The organism is Thioalkalivibrio sp. ALJ12, assembly GCF_000378305.1.
Taxonomy (GTDB): domain Bacteria; phylum Pseudomonadota; class Gammaproteobacteria; order Ectothiorhodospirales; family Ectothiorhodospiraceae; genus Thioalkalivibrio.
The window spans coordinates 47,708-69,067 of record NZ_KB899540.1 but is presented as its reverse complement, the minus strand read 5'-3'; the positions used below and the strand labels follow the sequence as shown (position 1 = coordinate 69,067).

At 65.7% G+C, this 21,360-nt stretch carries 16 protein-coding genes; 7 read left to right on the top strand and 9 right to left on the bottom strand.

All coding sequences use genetic code 11. From position 1 onward, the window contains the following. Positions 1-23 precede the first annotated feature (23 nt). The gene (locus tag F467_RS0110505; protein ID WP_018137936.1) at positions 24-3,569 is read left to right on the top strand and encodes a PAS domain S-box protein; all 3,546 of its coding nucleotides are present in this window, start codon (positions 24-26) and stop codon (positions 3,567-3,569) included. 73 nt (positions 3,570-3,642) lie between these two features. On the opposite strand, the gene F467_RS0110500 is transcribed toward F467_RS0110505, so the two are convergent. After that, positions 3,643-4,752, bottom strand: a complete 1,110-nt coding sequence (locus tag F467_RS0110500; RefSeq protein ID WP_018137935.1) for a zinc ABC transporter substrate-binding protein ZnuA — start codon at positions 4,750-4,752, stop codon at positions 3,643-3,645. A gap of 78 nt (positions 4,753-4,830) precedes the next feature. Here F467_RS0110500 and znuC point away from each other — a divergent pair, with 78 nt between their 5' ends. Continuing rightward, positions 4,831-5,661, top strand: coding sequence for a zinc ABC transporter ATP-binding protein ZnuC (gene znuC / locus F467_RS0110495; RefSeq protein ID WP_012983079.1), 831 nt, complete (start codon positions 4,831-4,833; stop codon positions 5,659-5,661). After that, entirely contained in the window at positions 5,658-6,479 is an 822-nt protein-coding gene (znuB, locus tag F467_RS0110490) for a zinc ABC transporter permease subunit ZnuB (protein ID WP_012983078.1), read from the top strand. The genes znuC and znuB overlap by 4 nt, the downstream gene beginning before the upstream one ends. A gap of 52 nt (positions 6,480-6,531) precedes the next feature. On the opposite strand, the gene F467_RS0110485 is transcribed toward znuB, so the two are convergent. After that, entirely contained in the window at positions 6,532-7,023 is a 492-nt protein-coding gene (locus F467_RS0110485) for an Lrp/AsnC family transcriptional regulator (RefSeq protein WP_018137934.1), read from the bottom strand. Positions 7,024-7,185: 162 nt separating this feature from the next. On the opposite strand from F467_RS0110485, the gene F467_RS0110480 reads away from it, so the two are divergent. After that, on the top strand, positions 7,186-8,871 hold the full coding sequence (locus tag F467_RS0110480) for a 2-isopropylmalate synthase (RefSeq protein ID WP_018137933.1): 1,686 nt from the start codon (positions 7,186-7,188) through the stop codon (positions 8,869-8,871). Positions 8,872-9,038: 167 nt separating this feature from the next. Here F467_RS0110480 and F467_RS0110475 read toward each other — a convergent pair whose 3' ends face one another. Continuing rightward, positions 9,039-9,881, bottom strand: a complete 843-nt coding sequence (locus F467_RS0110475; protein ID WP_018137932.1) for an ion transporter — start codon at positions 9,879-9,881, stop codon at positions 9,039-9,041. Positions 9,882-10,160: 279 nt separating this feature from the next. Here F467_RS0110475 and F467_RS0110470 point away from each other — a divergent pair, with 279 nt between their 5' ends. Next, positions 10,161-10,760 (top strand): bifunctional 2-polyprenyl-6-hydroxyphenol methylase/3-demethylubiquinol 3-O-methyltransferase UbiG, encoded by a 600-nt coding sequence (locus tag F467_RS0110470; protein ID WP_012983066.1) that lies wholly within the window; start codon positions 10,161-10,163, stop codon positions 10,758-10,760. 540 nt (positions 10,761-11,300) lie between these two features. Here the strand turns inward: F467_RS0110470 and F467_RS0110465 are convergent. The 6 genes from F467_RS0110465 to mgtE (F467_RS0110445) form a co-directional block, all read right to left on the bottom strand. Continuing rightward, positions 11,301-12,377, bottom strand: a complete 1,077-nt coding sequence (locus tag F467_RS0110465) for a transposase (RefSeq protein WP_018137931.1) — start codon at positions 12,375-12,377, stop codon at positions 11,301-11,303. Between the two features lie 534 nt (positions 12,378-12,911). Next, the gene (locus F467_RS13550) at positions 12,912-13,217 is read right to left on the bottom strand and encodes a BrnA antitoxin family protein (RefSeq protein ID WP_081601192.1); all 306 of its coding nucleotides are present in this window, start codon (positions 13,215-13,217) and stop codon (positions 12,912-12,914) included. Continuing rightward, positions 13,192-13,470, bottom strand: a complete 279-nt coding sequence (locus F467_RS0110460; RefSeq protein WP_026182176.1) for a BrnT family toxin — start codon at positions 13,468-13,470, stop codon at positions 13,192-13,194. The genes F467_RS13550 and F467_RS0110460 overlap by 26 nt, the downstream gene beginning before the upstream one ends. Before the next feature lie 397 nt (positions 13,471-13,867). Next, positions 13,868-14,326: a pilin gene (locus F467_RS0110455; protein ID WP_018137929.1), complete on the bottom strand. Its 459-nt coding sequence runs from the start codon at positions 14,324-14,326 to the stop codon at positions 13,868-13,870. Positions 14,327-14,852: 526 nt separating this feature from the next. Next, a complete protein-coding gene (gene mgtE / locus F467_RS0110450; protein WP_018137928.1) occupies positions 14,853-16,211 on the bottom strand; it encodes a magnesium transporter in 1,359 nt (452 codons plus the stop codon). A gap of 11 nt (positions 16,212-16,222) precedes the next feature. Beyond that, complete coding sequence (gene mgtE / locus F467_RS0110445) at positions 16,223-17,581, bottom strand: magnesium transporter (protein WP_018137927.1); 1,359 nt, start codon at positions 17,579-17,581, stop codon at positions 16,223-16,225. Positions 17,582-18,005: 424 nt separating this feature from the next. On the opposite strand from mgtE (F467_RS0110445), the gene F467_RS0110440 reads away from it, so the two are divergent. Both F467_RS0110440 and F467_RS0110435 read left to right on the top strand, forming a co-directional pair. Beyond that, the gene (locus tag F467_RS0110440) at positions 18,006-18,734 is read left to right on the top strand and encodes an ABC transporter ATP-binding protein (protein WP_018137926.1); all 729 of its coding nucleotides are present in this window, start codon (positions 18,006-18,008) and stop codon (positions 18,732-18,734) included. Continuing rightward, complete coding sequence (locus tag F467_RS0110435) at positions 18,731-21,271, top strand: FtsX-like permease family protein (RefSeq protein ID WP_018137925.1); 2,541 nt, start codon at positions 18,731-18,733, stop codon at positions 21,269-21,271. The genes F467_RS0110440 and F467_RS0110435 overlap by 4 nt, the downstream gene beginning before the upstream one ends. Positions 21,272-21,360: the final 89 nt, after the last annotated feature.

The following is a 21,360-nucleotide window of genomic DNA, read 5'->3' as shown; positions in this document are numbered from 1 at the left end:
GGGCTCCGGGCAGAGTGAGCTGAATGGCGAGCACCGAAGGCGCCGACCCCATTCAATGCGAGCACATTGCAGTAGGCCTGGCCCGCCTCGACGCAGCCGGTGCCATCTGCACGGTCAATGCCCGCCTGGCTGAGTGGCTCGAGTGCTCGCCGGCTGATCTGCAGGGCAGTGCACTGGTGGACTGCATCGCGCCCGAACAGCGGCCATCGCTGGCGGACGCGTTGCAGCGTTCGGCCACATCCGAGGTGACCCTGAGCGTGGACATGCTCGCGCCGGCTGCACCGGAAGGGGCCTCGCTCTCCTGTACGTTGACGCTGGTGCCGGATGACGATGGGCGCGTCGTGACCGTTCAGCGCAGGCCCGGGGGCGATTCTGCAGCCCAGGTCTACGAGCAGACGTTTACCGCCAATACCGCACCGAAGCTGCTGATCAACCCGGCGGATGGCCGGATTGTCGATGCCAACCCCGCCGCGGTGAGCTTCTACGGCTATTCGGCCGACACCCTCAAGGGCATGTATATCCACGACATCAACACGCTGTCGGCGGAAGACGTGCGGGTCGAGATGCAACGAGCGAAGAACGAGGAACGCCGTTTCTTCCGGTTTCGCCACCGTATCCACGGCGGCGAGATTCGGGAGGTGGAGGTGTACTCCGGCCCGGTGGTCCTGGATGGAACCACGTACCTGTACTCGATTATTCACGATGTATCCGAGGCCCGGCGCTACGAGCGCGAACTCGAGTTTTATGGGGGCGTGTTCCGACGCCTTCCGGTGGGGGTCTATCGCAACACGCCCGGGCCGGAAGGCCGCTTTGTCTGGCTCAATCCGGCGATGGTGGCGCTGTTTGAGGCCGAGTCCGAGGCGCAGCTGCGCGCAACCCCGGTGCAAGACCTGTATCGCGATCCGGGCGCGCGCGAGGCATTCAGCCGCGATCTGGAGATGCACGGTCGCGTGGTCGGGCGCGAACTGGACCTGCAGACACTGCGTGGTCGGGCCTTTCGGGCGCGCGTGACCGCGTATCGCAGCCATGACGAGGACGGCGAGCCCGTGTTCGATGGCGTGATCGAGGACGTCACCGAGGTGCGCGCGGCCGAGGCTTTTCAGAACCACCTTCTGGCGAGTCTGGCGGAAGGCGTATTCGGCCTGGATCGTTACGGCCGCTACACCTTTCTCAACCCGGCCGCCTGCCGCCTGCTGGGGTTCAAGAACGAGGCCGAGGCACTCGGGCGCGATGCGCATTCGACCAACCATCACTCGTTGGTGGGCGGGGAGCCCTATCCCAAAGAAGCCTGCCCGATCCTGCGGGTCCTGGAGGCGGGCCAGTCGGATGAACCCTGGGACGACTATTTTGTGCGGACCGATGGCTCCCATTTTCCGGTGAGCGTCTTTGCGGCGCCGACGTTTGATGCGGCCGGTCGGGTCGATGGTGTGGTGGTGTCGTTCCAGGACCAGACCGCCCGGACGGAAAGGGAGGTTCAACTGACCAAGGCCACCGCCCATCTGCCCGGGGCGATCTACCAGTACCACCTGTATCCGGATGGGCGGCACGCGTTTCCGTTCGTCAGTGATGGGATACGGCGCGTGTTCGGGCTCAGCCCGGGGCTGGTTCAGGACAGCGCGGACGCGGCCTTTGCAACGGTACACGCGGATGACCTGCCTCGCATCCAGGCCAGCATCGAGGAATCGGCGCGGTCCATGGAACCCTGGCGGGTTCGCTTCCGCGTTCGCCACCCGCTGCGCGGGACGATCTGGGTCGAGGGTCGTGCGACGCCCGAGGCACGTGCCGATGGAGGCATCGTCTGGCACGGTGTGATGATCGACATTACCGAGCAGGTGGCGATGGAAGATGCCCTGCGCGAGCGGGGCCGGGAACTGGCCGCTGCGCAGCGCATCGCGCACGTGGGCAGCTGGGTCTGGGAGATCCACGAGGACCGCACCCGCTGGTCGGACGAGGTCTATCGCATCTTCGGCCTCAGGCGGGGTGAGCAGGAAGCCAACTACGTGGGGTTTCTGCATGCCGTGCATCCCGAGGACCGGCGCGATGTGGCAAAGACAGTAGGGGCAGCACTGGAAAGCGGCGATTACGATATTCATTTTCGGATCCTGCGCCCCGATGGGCAGGAACGAGTGGTCCATGCGCGCGGTACGGTCGAGGGCGATGACAACGGCAAGCCACGTCGTCTGATGGGAACTGTGCAGGACGTGACCGAGCGGCGCGCCCTGGAGGAAAACCAGCGCCGTCTGGTCGGGATCCTGGAACATACGCCCGACGTGGTCGCTATGCATGGGCCCGCTGGCGACATGCAGTACCTGAACGCCGCCGGTCGCCGCCTGTTTGGTCTGCCGCCCATGACGGGCGAACCGTGGACCCCCGAGAACGGCTGGAATACCTGGGGGCTGCCGCCCGAAACCCGCTCGGTCGAGAGTGCCGTCCAGCGGTTCCATCCACCTTGGGCGGCCGAGCGCATCGTGAACGAGGCCGCTCCGATTGCGATGCGCGACGGGGTCTGGGAAGGCGAGACGGCGATACTGGACGGACAGGGCAGGGAGATCCCGGCTTCACAGGTGATTATTGTTCGCCGCGACGACCAGGGCGAGATCCGGCAGGTGTCGACCATCCTGCGCGACCTCTCGCAGCGCAAGGCAGTAGAAGAAGCCCTGCGCGAGAGCGAGGCGCGCTTCCGCCAGCTGGCGGGCAGCGTGAACGAGGTGTTCTGGCTACAGGACGAAGACGGGATCTTGTACGTGAATCCGGCCTTCGAGCGGATCTGGGGGCAGAGCCGTGACCGCCTCTACCGCGATCCGCGTTCGATGCTGGAAGCCGTGCACCCGGAAGACCGCGAGCGCGTGGAGCGTCAGTTCCTGAACGATCCCATGAAGGGGGCTCATGTCGAGGATACCTTCCGCTTGCGCCGATCGGATGGTGCTGAACGCTGGATACATGTACACCGTTACCAGGTGCTGGACGCGGACGGCCGAGTGACCCGAGTGGCTGGGACTGCGGTGGATATCACCGACCTCAAGCAGGTGGAGCTGGAACTGCAGCGCGCCAATGCGGAGCTGAAGCGTCAGGCCTATTACGATCGCCTGACCGGTGTGGCCAACCGCCACTACTTCGAAACGTTGCTCAATCGCGAGTTGGCGCGTGCCGAGCGCTACGGGGCGCCTTTTGCCCTGGTGATGTTCGATCTCGATCACTTCAAGCGGGTCAACGACACCTTTGGCCATGCGGCGGGGGATGTCGTGCTGCAGGAGGTGACCCGCGTGATCGCGGAACGTCTGCGCGATGCCGACGTTCTCGGGCGCTGGGGCGGCGAGGAGTTCATGGTCCTGCTGCCGGGTACTCAAGAGGCGGATGCCGCGCGGGTCGCGGAGACCATGCGGGCGCGGGTGGAGGGGCATGATTTCCCGGAGGCCGGCCGGGTCACGATCAGCCTCGGTGTGGCGGCCTTCTGCCCGGGCGAGCCACGTACAGGGTTGTTGCGTCGGGTCGACGAGGCGCTTTATCGCGCCAAGGGCGAGGGCCGCAACCGTGTAGCCGTGGCCGCCTCGGCCGAAGCGATTGGATGAGCCCCGGCGTTTAACCAACCGCGTAGGGTGCGTTGAGCGCAGCGAAACGCACCGCCTTGGCTTGTCCCTCGGGCTATTCCTTACCCAGGCAGCCGGCAAAGCCGTCCGCCATGTTCTGCATCAACTCGAACCAGGCATCCGGCCCGGGCTCCAGCTCGGCACCGACCGGATCCAGCACGCCGAGCCGTGTATCGGTTCCCTCGGCCACGGTCTCGGCCAGGGCCGGACGGAATTGCGGCTCGGTGAACAGGCAGACCACGTCGCCGTCGGCGACACGCTCGCGCAATTCGCTGATGCGCCGCGGCCCCGGGCTGCGCGAGGGATCGATGCTGATCGAGCCGGCGGCGTTCAGGCCGTAGTGCTGCTCGAAGTACTGGTAGGCGTCGTGGAACACGATAAAGGCCTGGTCCCGTACCGGCTCGAGCTGTTCCGCCAGGCGTCCGTCCAGATCGTTGATCCGTTCGAGCAGGGCGTCACGGTTGGCCTCCACGATTTCGGCGCGTTCCGGGTCCCATTGCATCAGCTTGTCGGCGAGCTGTTCGGTGATCGCGCGCACCACCGCTGGCGAGAGCCAGATGTGGGCATCGTAGTCGCCGTGATGGTGATCATGGTCGTGTCCATGGGCCTCGTCGTGGTGGCCGTGATCATGGTTGTGGTCATGGCCGTTGTGGCCATGGCCGTTGTGGCTGTGATTGTCGTCGGAGTGCCCGTCGTCGTGGCTGTGGCCATGGCCGTTGTGATCGTGGTCATGGTCGCCGTGGCCGTGATCATCGTCCCCGTGGTCGTGGTGATGCTCCCAGACGCCCCCTTCGCGCGTGGGCTTCAGGTCCAGGTGGAGGTCGTCCATCAGGCTGATAATCTCGCGGTCGCCGGCACGGCGGAGCGGGCGCTCCAGAAAGGTCTCGAGATCCGGGCCGACCCAGACCACCATGTCCGCGTTCTGCAGACGGCGCGCCTCGGATGGCCGCATGGAATATCCGTGCGGCGAAGCCGTGGCGGGGACCAGCAGTTCCACGTCGAAGGCGTCCTCGCCCAGGGCGGCGACGATGCTGTGAATCGGTAGAATGGTCGCGACGATGCGCGGCTTGTCGGCGGCGGCCATGCCCGGGAGCAGGAGGCCCAGGATGGCCAGCAGGCTGACCGTCAGCGAAATCCCGAAGGGGTGGCGCGGGCGCGAGTGCATGGCAGGGTCTCCAGGGTGTCGGATCGGAATTAGAGAACGTTATAGTATATCAACATGAACAAGGGAAGCCCTGCCACCATGTCCGCACCGGAATCGGACCACAGCCCACTGCTGGACGCCCGTGATATTTCCCTGGAGCGGGGGGGCAAGCTGATTCTCGACCGGGTCTCGGTGCAGATCCCGCCGGCCGAAGTCGCGGTGGTGATTGGCCCCAACGGCGCGGGCAAGACGTCCCTGCTGCGGGTCCTGCTGGGCCTGTGGCAGCCGACGCGGGGGCAGGTGAAGCGCCGGCGCGGGCTGCGCATCGGCTACATGCCGCAGCGCCTGCAGATCGAACCGGTGCTGCCGTTGTCGGTGCGGCGGTTTCTGACGCTGCGCCAGCGCGCGCCGAGGGCCGAGCTGCTGGCGCACCTGGAAAGGGTGGGTGTCCCGCACCTGCTGGACAAGCCGGTGCAATCCCTGTCCGGGGGCGAGATGCAGCGGGTGCTGCTGGCGCGGGCGCTGCTCAACCGGCCCAATCTGCTGGTGCTGGACGAGCCGGCGCAGGGCGTGGATATCGTCGGGCAGGGCGAGGTCTTTCGCTTGATCGATGACATTCGGCGCGAGACCGGCTGCGGGGTGCTGATGGTCTCGCATGACCTGCATCTGGTCATGGCGGGGGCGGATGCCGTGATCTGCCTGAACCAGCATGTCTGCTGCACCGGCCGGCCGGAGGAGGTCTCGCGCCACCCGGAGTACCAGCGCCTGTTCCCCACCGCCGATGTGCAAGGCATCGGTATCTACAAACATGACCACAACCATGTCCACGACCTGCACGGCGAGGTGCATGATCTGGATGACAACGGAACGGGCGGGTCGCACGGCTGTGGCCACGCCCACCATCACGGACAGGGAACGCCGAAACGATGATCGAAGCCTGGCTGGATGACTTCCTGTTCCGCGCGGTGCTGGCAGGGCTGATGGTGGCGGCCGTGGCCGGGCCGCTGGGTGCCTTCGTGGTCTGGCGGCGTATGGCCTATTTCGGCGACACGATCTCGCATTCCGCCCTGCTGGGGGTGGCGCTCGGGTTCCTGCTGGGGACGAATCTCAACCTGATGGTGACCATCGTCTGTGTCGCGATCGCCGTGCTGCTGGTGATCCTGCAGCGCCGTCAGGAGCTGGCTTCCGACACCTTGTTGGGGATCCTGGCGCACAGCGCGCTGTCGCTGGGGATCGTGGCGGTCACCTTTATTGAGGGCCTGCGGGTGGACCTGATGGCCTATCTGTTCGGCGACATCCTCGCGGTGGGGACGAATGACCTGCTGGCGATTGCCATAGGCGGCGGCATTGCGCTGTTGCTGCTGGTGCTGCTCTGGCGACCGCTGCTGGCGCTGACGGTGCACGAGGAACTGGCGCGGGTCGAGGGTGTGCCGGTGCTGGCCGTGCGCTTGGGACTGATGCTGCTGATCGCGCTGGTGATCGCGGCCGCGATGCAGGTGGTCGGCGTCTTGCTGATTACGGCGTTGATGATCATTCCGGCCGCGAGTGCCCGGCGCTTCGCGTCGACGCCGGAGCAAATGGCGTTCCTGGCCGGTGTGATCGGCATGCTGGCGGTGCTCGTCGGCGTCTGGGGTTCGTTCCAGTACGACACCCCGACCGGGCCGACGATCGTCGTCGCTGCGATGCTGGGCTTCATCCTCATTCACCTGCTGCCCGCGCGTCTGCTGCCCCAGTTCGGCGGGCGCTGAGGGAAGCGCTGAGCCATCGGAGCCGTTTCGGAGGGAGGTTCGCGGCCCGCCGTCAGTCGCGGATGTAGTCCAGCGGCAGCGAGGTGCGGTCCACCACGCGGCGCAGGACGAAGCTCGAGTGCACCGAATCCACCCCCTCCAGCCGGGTCACCCGCCGCAGCAGGAAGTCCTGATAGGCGTCCATGTCCGGCACGACGACCTGCAGCATGTAGTCCGCCGATTGCCCGGTGATCAGATACAGGTGCTGCACCTCGGGGTAGCTGGCGATCGCCTCCTCGAAGCGTGCGAAGCGCTCCGGGGTGTGGCGGTCCATGCCGATGTGGATCAGCGCGGTCAGTTCCAGCCCCAGGGCGCGCCGGTCGAGCAGGGCCACGCGCCGGATCAGGATCCCGGCCTGCTCGAGTGCCCGAACGCGCCGCAGGCAGGGCGAGGGGCTCAGCCCCACGCGCTCGGCGAGGGCCTGGTTCGACAGGCTGGCGTCCTCCTGCAGGATCTCCAGGATGTGACGGTCAAAGCGGTCGAGCTTGTGCGGTTGCGGTTCCATGGTGGAATATTGCGCCAGATAGGCTATTTAAAGCAATAAACAGCCTCTTACCTCCCGCTATATGCGAAAAAAGCAAGGTTCTGTCCGCGCAAATTCGTTAGGATAATGTGCAAGTGGACCAATCGCCGCGACGGAAAGCCGCGGCCCCAGGAGAGAATCAAGATGGCCTTCGATCACACCAAGTACGCCCCGTTCCCGCCGATCGACAAGGCGGACCGCCGCTGGCCGGCGCAGCGCACGACGGTTGCGCCGCGTTTCTGCGCGGTGGACCTGCGCGACGGCAACCAGGCGCTGGTGCACCCGATGAGCGTCGAGCAGAAGATGCGCTTCTTCGAGGTGCTGGTGGATATCGGCCTGACCGAGATCGAGATCGGCTTCCCCTCCGCCTCGCAGATCGACTACGACTTCACCCGCCGTCTGATCGAGGAGGACCGGATCCCCGAGGGGGTGTACGTGCAGGTGCTGACGCAGGCGCGCGAGGATCTGATCCAGAAGACCTTCGCCGCGCTGGAGGGCGCGCCGCGCGCGGTGGTGCACGTGTACAACTCCACCAACCCGGCGCAGCGCGAGCAGGTCTTCCGCATGGACCGTGCCGGCATCCGCGGCATCGCCGAGAACGGCGCGCGCTGGGTGCGTGACTATGCGGCGAAGTATCCGCAGACGGACTGGATCTTCCAGTATTCGCCGGAGAGCTTCTCTACCACCGAGCTGGACTACGCGGTCGAGGTCGTGGATGCCGTGAACGCGATCTGGCGCCCGGACCAGGGCCAGAAGGTCGTGATCAACCTGCCGGCCACGGTCGAGTCGGCCACGCCCAACGTCTTTGCCGACCAGGTCGAGTGGTTCTGCGACCACGTGCAGTACCGCGAGCACTTCTGCGTGTCGCTGCATACGCACAATGACCGCGGTACCGGCGTGGCCGCGGCCGAGCTGGGCCTGCTGGCCGGGGCCGACCGCCTGGAGGGCACGCTGTTCGGCAACGGCGAGCGCACCGGCAACATGGACCTGGTCACCGTCGGGATGAACCTGTACTCGCAGGGGATCGACCCGACCATCGACCTGTCCGACATGGAACGGCTGATGGACGTGTACAAGGAGTGCACCGACATGCCCGTCCACCCGCGCCATCCGTGGGCCGGCGAGCTGGTCTACACCGCGTTCTCCGGCAGCCATCAGGATGCGATCCGCAAGGGGCTTGCGCACTACAAGGAACAGGGCGGCCACTGGAACGTGCCGTACCTGCCGATCGACCCGAGCGATCTGGGCCGGCGCTACGAGGAGGTCGTGCGCATCAACAGCCAGTCCGGCAAGGGCGGCGTGGCGCATGTGCTGGAGCGCGATTACGGTATCGAGGTGCCGCGCTGGCTGGCGATCGAGTTTGCCCGCATCGTGCAGAAAGATGCCGAGACCTCGCAGATCGAGGTCTCCTCGAAGCGTATCCACGAGCTGTTCGAGCAGCACTACCTGACGCCGGTCGCCGGCTGGGATCTGGTGCGCTACGAGATCGAGAAGGAAGGCCCGGTGGTGCGGCTGGACGCGACCATGGGCCCGCCCGGGCGCGAGTCGCGCCTGAAGGGCGAGGGCCACGGCGCGGTCGAGGCCCTGACCGCCGCGATGAAGGCCGACCGGGGCGTCGAGGTCAAGGTGAGCCACTTTGACGAGCACGCGATGGAGTCGGGCACCGAGGCGCGCGCCATGGCCGCGGTGGACGTGCAGGTCGACGGCGAGCGCTCCGTCGGTGTCGCGCTGGGCGAGGACACGACCGCCGCTACGCTGCAGGCCGTGCTCAATGCGACCGGCCGCCGCCTGGGCGAACGCGCCGCCGAGCCGGCCGCCGCCAGCGCCTGATCCAGCGGCCCCTGCGCGTTCGAGGACGCGTAGGGTGCGTTGAGCCTCGCGAAACGCACCGGTCGCAGGCGCGACGCGGCTGATCTCATGGGACCCGGGGGGCATATCCCCCCTGTGGGAGCGTGCTCGCACGCGAATCTCGCATGCGTCACCCTCCCCGTCGGCCGCTACTTCACCCGCTTCTCCAGCATGCTCTGCATGCGGATGAGGCGTTCCTGAAGCTTGACCGTCTCCTGCTGTAGCTCGTGGATCTCCGAGTGCAGCGCCTTGTTCTCCTCGTGCACGCTGTCATGGATCATCTGCTGCTCGATCTCGATTGCGCGATCATGCATGCGCTGCATCGCGTCCACGATGATCGCGATGAACAGGTTCAGCACGGTGAAGGTGGCGATCAGGATGAATGGCACAAAAAACGCCCAAGCCCAGGGGTAGATCTCCATCACCGGGCGTGCGATGTCTTCGGACCAGCCTTCCAGTGTCATTACCTGGAACAGGCTGTACATCGAGGCCCCGAGCGTCCCGAATTTTTGCGGGAACGAGTCGCTGAACAGCCCGGTCGCGATGATCGCGAACACGTAGAAGATCAGCACCAGCAGGCCCATGATCGACACGATCCCGGGGATGGCCCGCAGGAGCGCCTCCACGATAAAGCGCAGTTTGGGCACCATCGATACCAGGCGCAGCAGTCGTAGCACGCGCAATACCGAGAACGGTCCGGAGGCCGGGATGAGTGCGATCCCCACCACGAAGAAGTCGAAGACATTCCAGGGGTTGCGCCAGAAACTCAGGCGATAGACAAACAGCTTGGCCAGTACCTCGGCCGTAAAGATCGACAGGATGACGGCGTCTGCCGTGAGGATCACCGGGCCCATCCAGCCCATTACGGTATCGGACGTCTCCAACCCCAGCGTCACGGCGTTCAGCAGGATCAGCGCGATGATTGCGCGCTGGGTGAGACGGGCTTCGATAAAATGCTCGAGGCGCTGGCGTAGCGAGGTCGGTGCGCTCATGGCGGTTCTGGACTCTGGTGGTTCGCTGGTGGTTCGACATTTCGGCGGCGCGGCGGGCTCGCCGTGGACCAGTCCGGAAAGGCGTGCAAGAGTAGGCGAAACTCCGCTTTCCGGCAATTGGCTGGCAGCCGCGAACCCGCCCACAAAGTGGGTGTCCTGTCGGTCGAAGTGGGTGTCCCTTAGCTGCGCAGGGCAGGTGCTCGCCCACAAAGTGGGTGCCTACAAAGTGGGTGTCCTGCACATACTTGAGGGCAAGGAACCAACGGGTGGAGTCGATTGATGTGGGATGAACGGTACGCCACGGATGAGTATGTCTACGGTACTCGGCCGAACGATTTCCTGGCCGAGCAGATCTCGGGGGTTCCGCCTGGGAAAGCTCTTTGCCTGGCCGAAGGTGAGGGACGAAACGCGGTCTTTCTGGCCGAACGTGGGTTCGATGTGCTGGCGGTGGATAGTTCGTCAGTAGGTCTGGAGAAGGCCGAGCGTCTTGCGACGCAACGTCATGTCGCGATCCGGACGGAAGTCGCGGATCTGACCGACTACAGTATCCAGCCGAACCGTTGGGACCTTGTCGTCTCGATTTTCTGCCATCTGCCGCCCGATACTCGGCGTCGGCTACATCGGGAGGCGGTCGCTGGCTTGAGGCCTGGCGGGCGTTTCATTCTGGAGGGGTATACGCCGGCGCAACTGGCCCTGGGAACCGGGGGACCGCCTACCGAGGCGCTCATGATGAATCTGCCAGAGCTGCGTGATGAACTGACCGGCCTTGAGTTCATTCATGCGGTCGAGGTCGAGCGTGACGTGGTTGAAGGTGTTTTTCATACGGGCCGTGGTGCTGTCGTGCAGATTCACGCATGCAAGCCCGCCGAGCCGGGTTGATCCACCGCGGAGGCCTGGGCCTTGGGTTGGGCGCCCCGCAAAGTCCCTGTGCAACTGCTGACGCCCTTTCAGTGACGGTGACTCCGGTTTAGTGTCTATCCACATCTATGGGCAACGGCTTCCGGGGCAATGCGCCAGGCACGTCGCTGCCATGTCCGTCGCCGCACTCTCCCCTGATTCTTCAGCAGAGCTAGGTTAAGCGCATTGCCTGGTGTTCAGCCTGCAATCGAAAGATAAAACAATCGTTGCTCTGTTAGAGGAAGTACCGCTCAGTCGGCGCATAGGGCCGTTCGACGAAAAACGGGAAATACATCTAGAAATTGGCAAACGATGTGCTACTTTCAACCGCGAAGGCAGGGATGCCTTCGCTAGAGCCGCCCAGGAACGGAAGCCCGGGTGGCTCTTTCTTTTGGGGCCCACGCGAGCCCCACTAAGGCCTAACTAGCCAACAGTGCCGCGGAACAACGTGGATCGAACCGGCCGCGAGCGGCCCAAACAACCGAAATTCATCCATGCCAAGTCGACGTCCTGCGCTCGGGTTCAAGCAGCAGGGCGGGCGAACAGCACCCGCGCCATGGAGATTCCTCGGAGGTAGCGGCACTGCCGACGTTCGGCGAGGCTCACCAACTGCTCCGGTGCGCCAATGGCCGAGCCGAACGCGCGCAATAGATGGCTGGATCGCCGGATAAAGGCTTCGGCATCCATGCCCAGCTGGTCGAGCAGGCGAGGGCGGTGCGCGGGAATCGATCCTCGTTTCGTCGGATGTACGCAGCGCCCCAATGCGTCCGTCAGCTCCAGGTAATCCTCGAACGCAAATGGGATCGCCGGTTCGAACTGGCCGCTTGCATCAAACGGCATCAGTGGCGCTCGGGGAAGCGATCGCAGCTCAATTTCGGGGCGTAGCGTCCCCGGTGCACTACATGCCCCGGGACGGTGGGAAATGTTGCTGGGCGCGCACGCCGAATCATCCTCGGCCTCCGGGCGGATACGCCGTTTCAGCGAAGTGTGATCACACTCGTGCAAGGCTTCGGCCATCCCGGCACGGACCGGATTCAAGTCCACGTAGCTCATGGCCGCCAGCACGGCTGCGTCATCCAGCAGGGCCTGACTCTTGAAGCGCCCCTCCCAGAATCGTCCCTTGACGCCTTCCTCCTCGTTGGCCTGTCGTGCGATGGATTCATTCAGCACACGCATGAACCACGACAGATCTGCCAGCCGGTTCCGATACGTTTGGGCGTACTCCTCGACCCGGCGTAACTGTGCGTCGCACATCGCCTTCCGTCGCGGCGACAGATACTGTCTGACCAGTTCGGGGCCAGAGAACAGGCGCGTCCAGCGAAGCAGGACGGACTCGGTGTCCAGTGAGGCTGCGCGTTCAGGGTCCAGCCGTACCACCACATGGTAGTGATTGCTCATCACGGCATAGGCAGCCACATCGATGGCGAAGATCGCGGCCAGCTCCAGGATCCGCGTCTCGATCCATTCGCGGCGATGCTCGAAGTTGTGTCCGGACACGCGATCCTCGCCGCAGAGAAAGGCGCGCCGAACGCAGCGTGAAACGACGTGGTACCAGGGCGTGTCCTCGACGGAGACGAGGGACGAGCGGGGTTGGGTCATTGTGGACTCCTTCCATGGAATCGGACGTTTCAGAACCTAGATGCGATCAGCCGCGATAGCAAGGGCCTGTCTTGAGAAAGTGGGTGTCCTACGATGCCGCAGTTTATTCCATCCAAAAGTACCGCCTATGGCGCAAAAACGACCGTTCGGCGGCCTCTTCGGTGTGTAGCTGGAAATCCACGAGGCTCGTGCTAGATTGTGCCCTGGGGCAAGGAAGCCCCTAAAGGGTCGTCCGGGAAGGGAATCCGCGGGCGGCCCTTTTGCGTTCTGTGCCCCGGCAATATCTGGTCACAAGCCTGGAGCCCCTGGGAGCACCGCAAAGCGGTGTCGTCGTAGTCTCGGTGCCCCGCGAGCGATCGTCTCTGATCATTTCCTGAAGGAGTTGCATCCAGTAGCCATCCCGGAAAGCGCGCAGCGGTTATCCGGGGCCTGAGCGAGGGGCCGTGTAGCGGTGGGGGGAAAGTGGGTGTGCCGCAGATGCCACCGCGATGTCAGTTGGTCATACCATACCGCGGCCGGAGCCGCAGCCGGGCACTAACGACTATTAGACGTCGGGCTATGTTCCTTGAGCCAGTCCTTCAAAGCCGAGTCCATTCGCGTTTGCCAGCCCTTTCCTGTAGCGCGGAATGCCTCCACGACGTCGGGCGACAGACGGATCGTGATGCGCTCTTTAGTCACAGGTAGAGGCGGGCGACCCACGCGTCGCAGGGCTTTCGTCTCGTCTTCGGAAGGTTCCCGGGTCTCTGGGCCCGCATCGATTCCGGCCTGAATGGACGACTCTTCGTCGGCGTCGTTCAAGACGACCCGACGACCGCTACGTAGCGTTAGTGATTTGGACATAACGCACAATCTCCCGGTTGTTGGCTTTGCGCAGGCTGATGATCCGCCGCACGGATGATCGATCGGTGAATACGACGCAATACAAGCGTTCGCCCATCAAGGCGTACCCGAACGTTCGCCGTTCGCCGTAGCTTTTCCGTCGGTCTTCCATGGCCAGGAGCGTATCCCATTCGAGCCCGAGGGCATCGCCGAGTGAGACCCCGTGTTTCGCCAGGTTCGCAGCGTCCTTGTCTGCGTCAAACTCGATCCCTATCAAATTATTGTATGTGCATTAAATTGCGAGTGCATTTGGCGAGGTGGATTAGCCGCGGACCCTCGGGCTATCCCGGTCGTCTGGCAAGGCATAACACGCCACGGCGAACACACCGGCGGAAGGCTTGTGGCCCTAGGGGGAGGGGGCGGAGTGGGAGTATGGAGCCTACCGCCAGTTAGTTGTGTCGCTGGTGTCGGCGAATCGGGCTTATGACAACTGGGAGGAAAGTGGGTGTCCCACGGGTCTGTTCACGGTTTCTCCTAACAAAGTGGGTGTCCCGCAGATATCGGTGGGGAGGAAAGTGGGTGTCCCACAGATGGGTGCACCGCGAAAAAAAAAGCCCCGGCACAAGGCCGGGGCTCGGTACTAACTGGGTGTCCTTACCCGCTTTAACCCGTTACTCGCGGCACCCGCCCGGGAGACGATTTGCAGGAGTCTCGTCATCCCAAGAGCAGACCCAACCTTGAATGCGCTGGTCACCGTCGGCGAAAGTGCCGTCCGAACCCTGCGGAGTTAGAAGCATCACGCCTCCGTTCAGAGCAGAGTCCGCAGTGAAGGTGATCTCGATATCACTACTGTCAGTGAAATCTACCGACGCGACGTATCGTCCAGCGAAGTCATCGGTACCATCATGGCGGGTATCGAACGGGTACTCGTCCAAGTCTCGGCCTTCGGTTACCCACTCGCCGATATCGGTGCGCAGCCCTGCGGTCACAGAGAGCCCCTCAGACGCCTGAGCCCGCGCCGTATAATCCTGATAAGCCGGCAACGCAATCGCCGCCAAAATCCCGATGATCGCAACCACGATCATCAGTTCGATAAGCGTAAAACCCTGTTGGGTGGTTTTCTTCTGCATCTTGTTACTCCCTGGTGTGTGACGGAAGACGGAGCGCCGCCCAGCGGCATCCGTCCTAGCCGATGCAAGGCGGATGCCAACTCGTCCGATTTCATGAAAAGCCCCGTAGTCAGGCGGGTTTGGTCCGCCTGATGCTTTGAGTATGACGGGTTTGGTCACTGTGTGACAGGACGCATGTGACCATTTTTGTCATGTGAACTGACGCACGTTGTCACTTCTGGGGTCTTGCGTTCTGTTGTGTCGGGTGAGTAAGCGCTGGGTTTCTGTTGGGGGTGGAGATCCCGGCTCTTCGCTTCGCTGCGGACGGGATGACTGGGGCCGGCGTTCCGTTCGGAGATGGCCGCGGCCCCTGTGGGGCCTCGCCATGACGGGGTGGGGGCGTGGTGTTGCCCTCGCGGCTGCTAACCGATTTGTAGGGTGCGTTGAGCCGGGCGAAACGCACCATTCCCGCGGCGGGGATAATCCTGATGCGATTCGCTGCGCTCATCGGCATCCTACGGGGGCCGATGAGCGTATCCGTTGGGTGTCAGAGGCCGAGCATGGCGACGGCGACGCCGAAGTAGATCAGGATGCCGACGATGTCGATTACGGAGGTGATCAGCGGGGCGCTGGCCACGGCCGGGTCGATGCCGAAGCGGGTCAGGGCGAACGGCAGGAGCATGCCGAACAGCGAGCCGAAGACGATCACGAAGAACATGCCCAGGGCGATCGCGTTGGCGACCTCGACGGTGCCCAGCCAGTTGCCGGAGACCCAGATGGCGGCGGCGAGGGTGACACCCAGTGCGGTGGCGACCAGGACCTCCTTGCCGCCGAGGCGCCACCAGTCGCGTAGCTGTATGTCGTTCACCGCCAGTGATCGCACGACCAGTGTGGCGGCCTGGGCGCCGGCGTTGCCGCCGGAGGCGATGACCATGGGCAGGAAGAAGACCAGCGCGACCACGGCCTCGATCGCGGCCTCGTAGTAGCCGATGGCGATGCCGGCGAAGATGTTGACCGCGACCAGGATCAGCAGCCAGCCGATGCGCTTGCGGTAGAGCAGGCTCATGCTGGCGTCGCGCAGGGAGAGCACCATGTCGCCGACCGCCGCCATGCGGTGGAAGTCCTCGGTGGTCTCCGCGCGCAGCACGTCCATCACGTCGTCGACGGTGATGATGCCGAGCAGATGGCCGTTGTCGTCGACCACGGGGAGGACGTCGAGGTCGTAATGCCCGATGCGGTGGGCCGCCTCTTCGCGGTCTTCCTCGGCCGCGATGCTGACGACATCGGTGTGCATGCGTTCGCGCACGCTGGTGGTGGGGCGCGACAGCAGCAGTTCCTTCAGGCGCACCCAGCCCAGCAGTTCGCCCTCCGGCGTGGTCACGAAGATGGTGTTGAGGGTCTCCGCCAGTTCGTGGTGTTCGCGCAGGTGGTCCATTGCCTCGCCCACGGACCAGTCCGGCTGCACGGTGGCGTACTCGGGCGTCATCAGGCGCCCGGCGCTTTCTTCCGGGAAGCCGAGCAGGGTCTCCAGCGCCTCCTGGTCGTCGTCCGGCATGGTCTCGAGCAGGGATTCGGCGTGGTCGTCGTGCAGGCCTTCCAGGACCGAGGCGGCATCGTCGTAGGACAGCGCTGACATCAGCCGGCTGGCATGGTCTTCGTCGAGCGCGTGCAGCACGCGCGTCTGGTGGTCGGGCTCCAGGTGCGCGTAGACATCGGCGGTGCAGGACACGTCGAGACGCCGGAAGAAGTCCAGCATGCGGTCTTCCGGCAGGGCCTCCAGCGCGTCCGACAGGTCGGCGCCCGCATGGGCGTCGCAAAGCCCCTGGAGCGCGTCTTCCGTGGGCTGGTCCAGCGCGGTCTTGAGCGTCTGCGGCAGGGTCTGGATGTCGTCGTCGGTCGGGCTCATCGGTCAGTCCCCTACGGAGTCGCCAGGCCGAGCATCGCCACGGCCAGGGAGAAATAGATCATGATGCCGCCGAGGTCCGCGATGGCGGTGATCAGCGGCACGCTGGCGGTGGCCGGGTCCAGCTTCAGGCGGCTGAGGATGAACGGCAGCAGCATGCCCACCATGCTGGCGAACGCGACGATCAGCGTCATCGCGATCGCCACCAGCAGGGCGATATCGGCCCCGCCGCGCCACAGGCCGAGGAGCGATACCGCCAGGCCCATGGTCACGCCGATCCCGACGGCCACGCCGAGCTCCTTGCCCCACAACCGCAGCCAGTCCTTGGACGTGACCTCGCCGGTGGCCAGGGCGCGCACCATCAGCGTGGCGCTCTGGGCACCCGCGTTGCCGCCGGAGTCGATAATCAGCGGCAGGAAGAACACCAGCACCACCAACGCCTCAATGGCCTCCTCGTACTGCGAGATCATCAGCGCGCCGATGGTGTTGAACGCGACCAGACCGATCAGCCAGCCCACGCGCTTGCGGTACAAAAGGAACGGGCTCGCATCCTGTGGCGAAAGCGGGAGGGTCCCGACCGCCCCGATCTTGTGGAAGTCCTCGGTGGACTCCGCCTCCAGCACGTCCATCACGTCGTCGACCGTGATCACCCCCAGTAGCTCGCCATTCTCCCCGACCACTGGGAGGGTCTCGAGGTCGTAGTGCTGGATCTTGCGGGCGGCCTCCACGGCCGACTCGGATACCCCGATGGTGATCGGATCGGATTCGCCCAGCAGTTCGCGCACCGGGCTGTCTGCCGAGGCGCGCAGGAAGTGCCGGATCGGCACTGCGGCGAGCAGTACGCGGTCCTGATCGACCACGAAGATCACGTTGTTCGAGTGTTCGTCCGCGTTGCGGCGGATGAAGGCCAGCGCGCGCTTGAGCGTCCAGTCGGGGTCTACCGCGACGACGTCCGGGGACATCACGCGACCGGCGGAGTCCTCCGGGTAGTTGAGCTGCTTGAGGGCGCGGCGGATGGCGCGAAACGGCAGCAACCGCAGGTAGCTACGCAGAGTCTCCGGATCCAGGGTCTGGAGCAGGCCGGTGAGGTCGTCGGCCTCCATCTCGGAGAGGATGAAGCGGGCGTCGTCCTTCGGCGAGGCCTCGAGCAGCCGGATCTGGTGCGGGGTGTCGAGGTAGGAGAAGACATCCGCCTTGCGCCCGGGCTCCAGCAGGTTGAACACCGCGCACAGGTCGTCGTCGTTCAGCTCCATCAGCGCATGCGCGATGTCCTGCACACGCGTGTAGTCGAGCAGTTCCTGGATGCCGTCGCGGTCGTCCAGACGCAGCAGCTCCTTCAGCTCGATGATGGATTGTTCCAGATGCAAATCCATGCCCTACTCCCGGCTGTCATCCGCGGGCCAGGGGGCTGAATACACAGCCTCACAAGGCGCCGCATGGATGAGGTGTCTTGGTCCGGTCGGGATCGGGCTGGGGCCCGGCCGCTCCCGGCACTCTAGTACTTAGAGGCCCAGCGGGAAGCGTCCGGTTCGGGAAGGAGGCGCTTACCGCGAGGCGCAGATAGATCGACTGCGTGATCGGCGTTTCAAGGCGCGTTCCCGTGTGTGGAGATGCGACTTATTCTAACGGATGTCGGGCCGCAATCAACCGCTTGGGGGCTGTTTTGAAACATTCCTCTCCCGTCAGGGGTCTGTGCAGACACCATGAACGGCCGTGGTTACGGTGGTGTGAACGCCCCTTGAGTGGGAAGTGCGGTGGCTCTTCCGGCAACCAGTGGTAATCGACAAGGAAAACCCGATGCAGGATCAGACGATGCATCCCCAGCGACCGCTCGGCAGCCCGGTGCTCGCCATGAGTGGAGTGGCCTTCGGCTACCCCGGCGAGGGTCGCGTGCTGCATGACGTGGAGCTGGCGCTGGCACCCGGCGAGCGCGTGGCGATCGTCGGCGAGAGTGGCTCCGGCAAATCCACGCTGTTGCACCTGGCGGCCGGGCTGGAGCCGGCCGACACCGGCACGGTGGAACTGGCCGGTCAGGCGCTGGCGGGGCTGGACGAGGCGGCGCGTACGCGGCTGCGCCGAGCGCAGGTTGGGATCGTGTTTCAGTCGTTTCATCTGATCCCGACGCTCACGGCGCTGGAGAACGTGATGCTGCCGCTGGAGCTGGCGACGGATCTGGATGCCGCGCAGCGCCGTGAGCGGGCTGCGGCGCAGCTGGCAGCCGTGGGGCTCGCGGACAAGGGCGGGCGCGAACCGGAGCAGCTATCCGGCGGCGAGCAGCAGCGCGTGGCGATCGCACGGGCGCTGGTGCACCGGCCGGCGCTGATCCTGGCCGACGAGCCGACCGGCAACCTCGACTCGCGCACCGGAGAGGCGGTGTTCGGCCTGCTGCTGGAACAGGTGCGTGCGACCGGCTGCGCGCTGTTGCTGGTTACGCATAGCGATGACCTGGCCGGGCGTCTGGACCGGGTGCTGCGCATGCAGGACGGCCACCTGCAGGATCTCGCCGCGGAAGCCTCGGCGACGTGAGCTCGCTGCTGGTAAAGGCCTGGCTGCGCGACTGGCGCAGGCGCCCGCTGCAGCGGCTGCTGACGCTGGTGGGCGTGGTGATCGCCGTGGCCGTGGTGCTGGCGGTGGATCTGGCCAACCAGTCGGCGCAGCGCGCGTTCGACCGTTCGATGGACGAGGTGGCGGGCACGGCCACGCACCAGATTCTGGGGCCGGCCCGGGGTTTCGACGAGACACATTACCGTGATCTGCGGCTGGCCGGCTGGCGCGATACCGCGCCGATCGTGGAGGGACCCGCGCGGCTGCCGGACGGGCGCACGATCTATGTGCTGGGCGTCGATCCGCTGGCCGAGGGCCCGTTCCGCGGGGCGGCCTCGGATATCGGGGATGCCCCGGTGCAGCGGCTGGTGACCGAGCCGGGCACGATCCTGCCGCCGAGTGGCTGGTGGGTGGGCTCCGGGATGGCGCATGAGGACCGCCTGGCGCTCGAGACCGCCGCCGGGCGCTTCGAGGTCACGCTGCTCGAACGCGAGGCGGAGCGTGACGAACCGGCGGCCGAGTCAGACGACGAGGGTGGCTCGCTGTGGGTCACGGATATCGCCACCGCACAGACGTTGCTCGGCCGGCCGGGACGGCTCGATCGTGTCGACGTACGCCTCGATGATGCCGACATCGGCGCCTTCGCGGAGCGATTGCCGAATGGTCTGGAACTCGTGCCAGTGGCGGCGCGCGACCAGGCCTCGCGCGAGCTGGCGCAGGCCTTCCGCATCAACCTGACGGCGATGAGCCTGCTGGCGCTGCTGATTGCAGCCTTCCTGATCTACAACACCCAGACCTTTGCGGTGCTGCGCCGACGCGAGGTGCTGGCGAGCCTGCGCCTGGTGGGGGCCGGTCGGCGGGCGCTGTTCGGCGTGGTGATGCTGGAGGCCTTGCTGGTCGGTGTGATCGGCACGCTGCTGGGGGTGCTGGTCGGGATCGGTCTGGCGCAGGTGCTGGTCGGCCAGGTCGCGCAGACGGTGACGGATCATTTCTTTGTGGTGGCGGTGACTGAGGTGACGCCGCGCCCGCTGGCGCTGCTGGCGGTGATCGCTTTGGGGGTGGGGCTGTCGCTGCTGGCGGCGCTGGCCCCGGCCTGGGAGGCGGCACGGGCGGCCAGCCCTGGCAGCTTTGGGCGCGGGCGGCTGGAGCGCTGGGCACGGCGCGGCCTGCGCGGCCTGGCCTTGGCGGCGGTCGTGCTGCTGGCGGCGGGTGGCGTGATGCTGCTGCTCGGGACCGGGGGGCTGGTGGGCAGCTTCGTCGCGCTGTTCCTGCTGATCACTGGCTTTGTGCTGCTGCTCCCGCTGGTGCTGGCCGGGGTCCTGCGCGGTCTGGCGCGGCTGGGTCGCGGGCAGACGCTCCCGCGCATCGGGGTGCGCAGTCTGGAGCGGAGCCTGTCGCGCAGCGCGCCGGCGACCTCCGCGCTGACGCTGGCCCTGGCGGCCGCGATCAGCGTGTCGGTAATGGTCGGGAGCTTTCGCGACAGCGTGGAGCAGTGGCTGGGGCAGGCGCTTACCTCGGATGTGTACGTGGTGCCGGTGGCGCCGGCCGCGGCGCGCAGTGGGGCGCGCCTCCCCGCGGACTGGGGGGAGACGCTCGCCCGGATCGCGGAGGCGGAGTCGGTCAGCACCGGCTCCAGCCAGGACACACCGAGTGACGTCGGGATGATCGATCTCTACGTGGTCGAGCCGCACCCGGTCTGGCTGGAGTACCTGCCGCTGCTGGAGGCCGAGGCCACGGGCGAAGCACTCGACCGGCGCCTGCGCGAGACCGATGCGGTACTGGTCACCGAGCCCTTTGCGGCCCATCACGACGTGGGTGTGGGCGACCGGCTGGAGATCCGCGTGGAGGGCGGACGGCGGATGTTCCAGGTGGCGGGCGTGTATCGCGACTACGGCAGTCCGCAGGGCACGGTGCTGATGCTGGGTGAGCGGTTCTACGCGGGCACGCCCGGCGCCGAGGAGGTGGGTTCGTTTGGGCTGCGCCTGCCCGAGGGCGCGGATGCCGACGCGGTGATCGAGCGCCTGGAGACTTGGCTGGCCGAGCGCGAGATGGCGGCCATGGTCACGCGCCCCGGCGATATCGAGCAGGAGTCGATGGCGATCTTCGACCGTACCTTTGCGATCACGCATCTGCTGCGGGTGATCACGCTGCTGGTCGCGTTCATCGCGATCCTCGGGGCGCTGATGGCCCTGCAGATGGAACGCGCGCGTGAATTCGCCACGCTGCGCAGCCTTGGCCTTCTGCCCGGCGGGGTGCGCGGACTGGTGGTGTTTCAGGGCGCGGTGCTGGGCGCCTTCGCAGCGCTGGCCGCGATCCCGTTGGGGCTGGGCATGGGCTGGCTGCTGATCGAGGTGATCAACCGCGAGGCCTTCGGCTGGGGCATGGACCTGCGCTGGGCAGGCCGCGAGATTGCCGAGACCGTCGCCCTGGGCGTGGGGGCCGCGCTGCTGGCGGCGCTGATCCCGGCCTGGCGCATGGCACGCATGCGGCTGGTGCCCGCTTTGCGGGAGGTGCCGTGATGACCTGGTTGAAGGCTGTGGGAGCGGGCATTGTGGGAGCGGGCTTGCCCGCGAAGCCCCTGCCTGCGTCAGGCCCTGGCAAGGTCCTT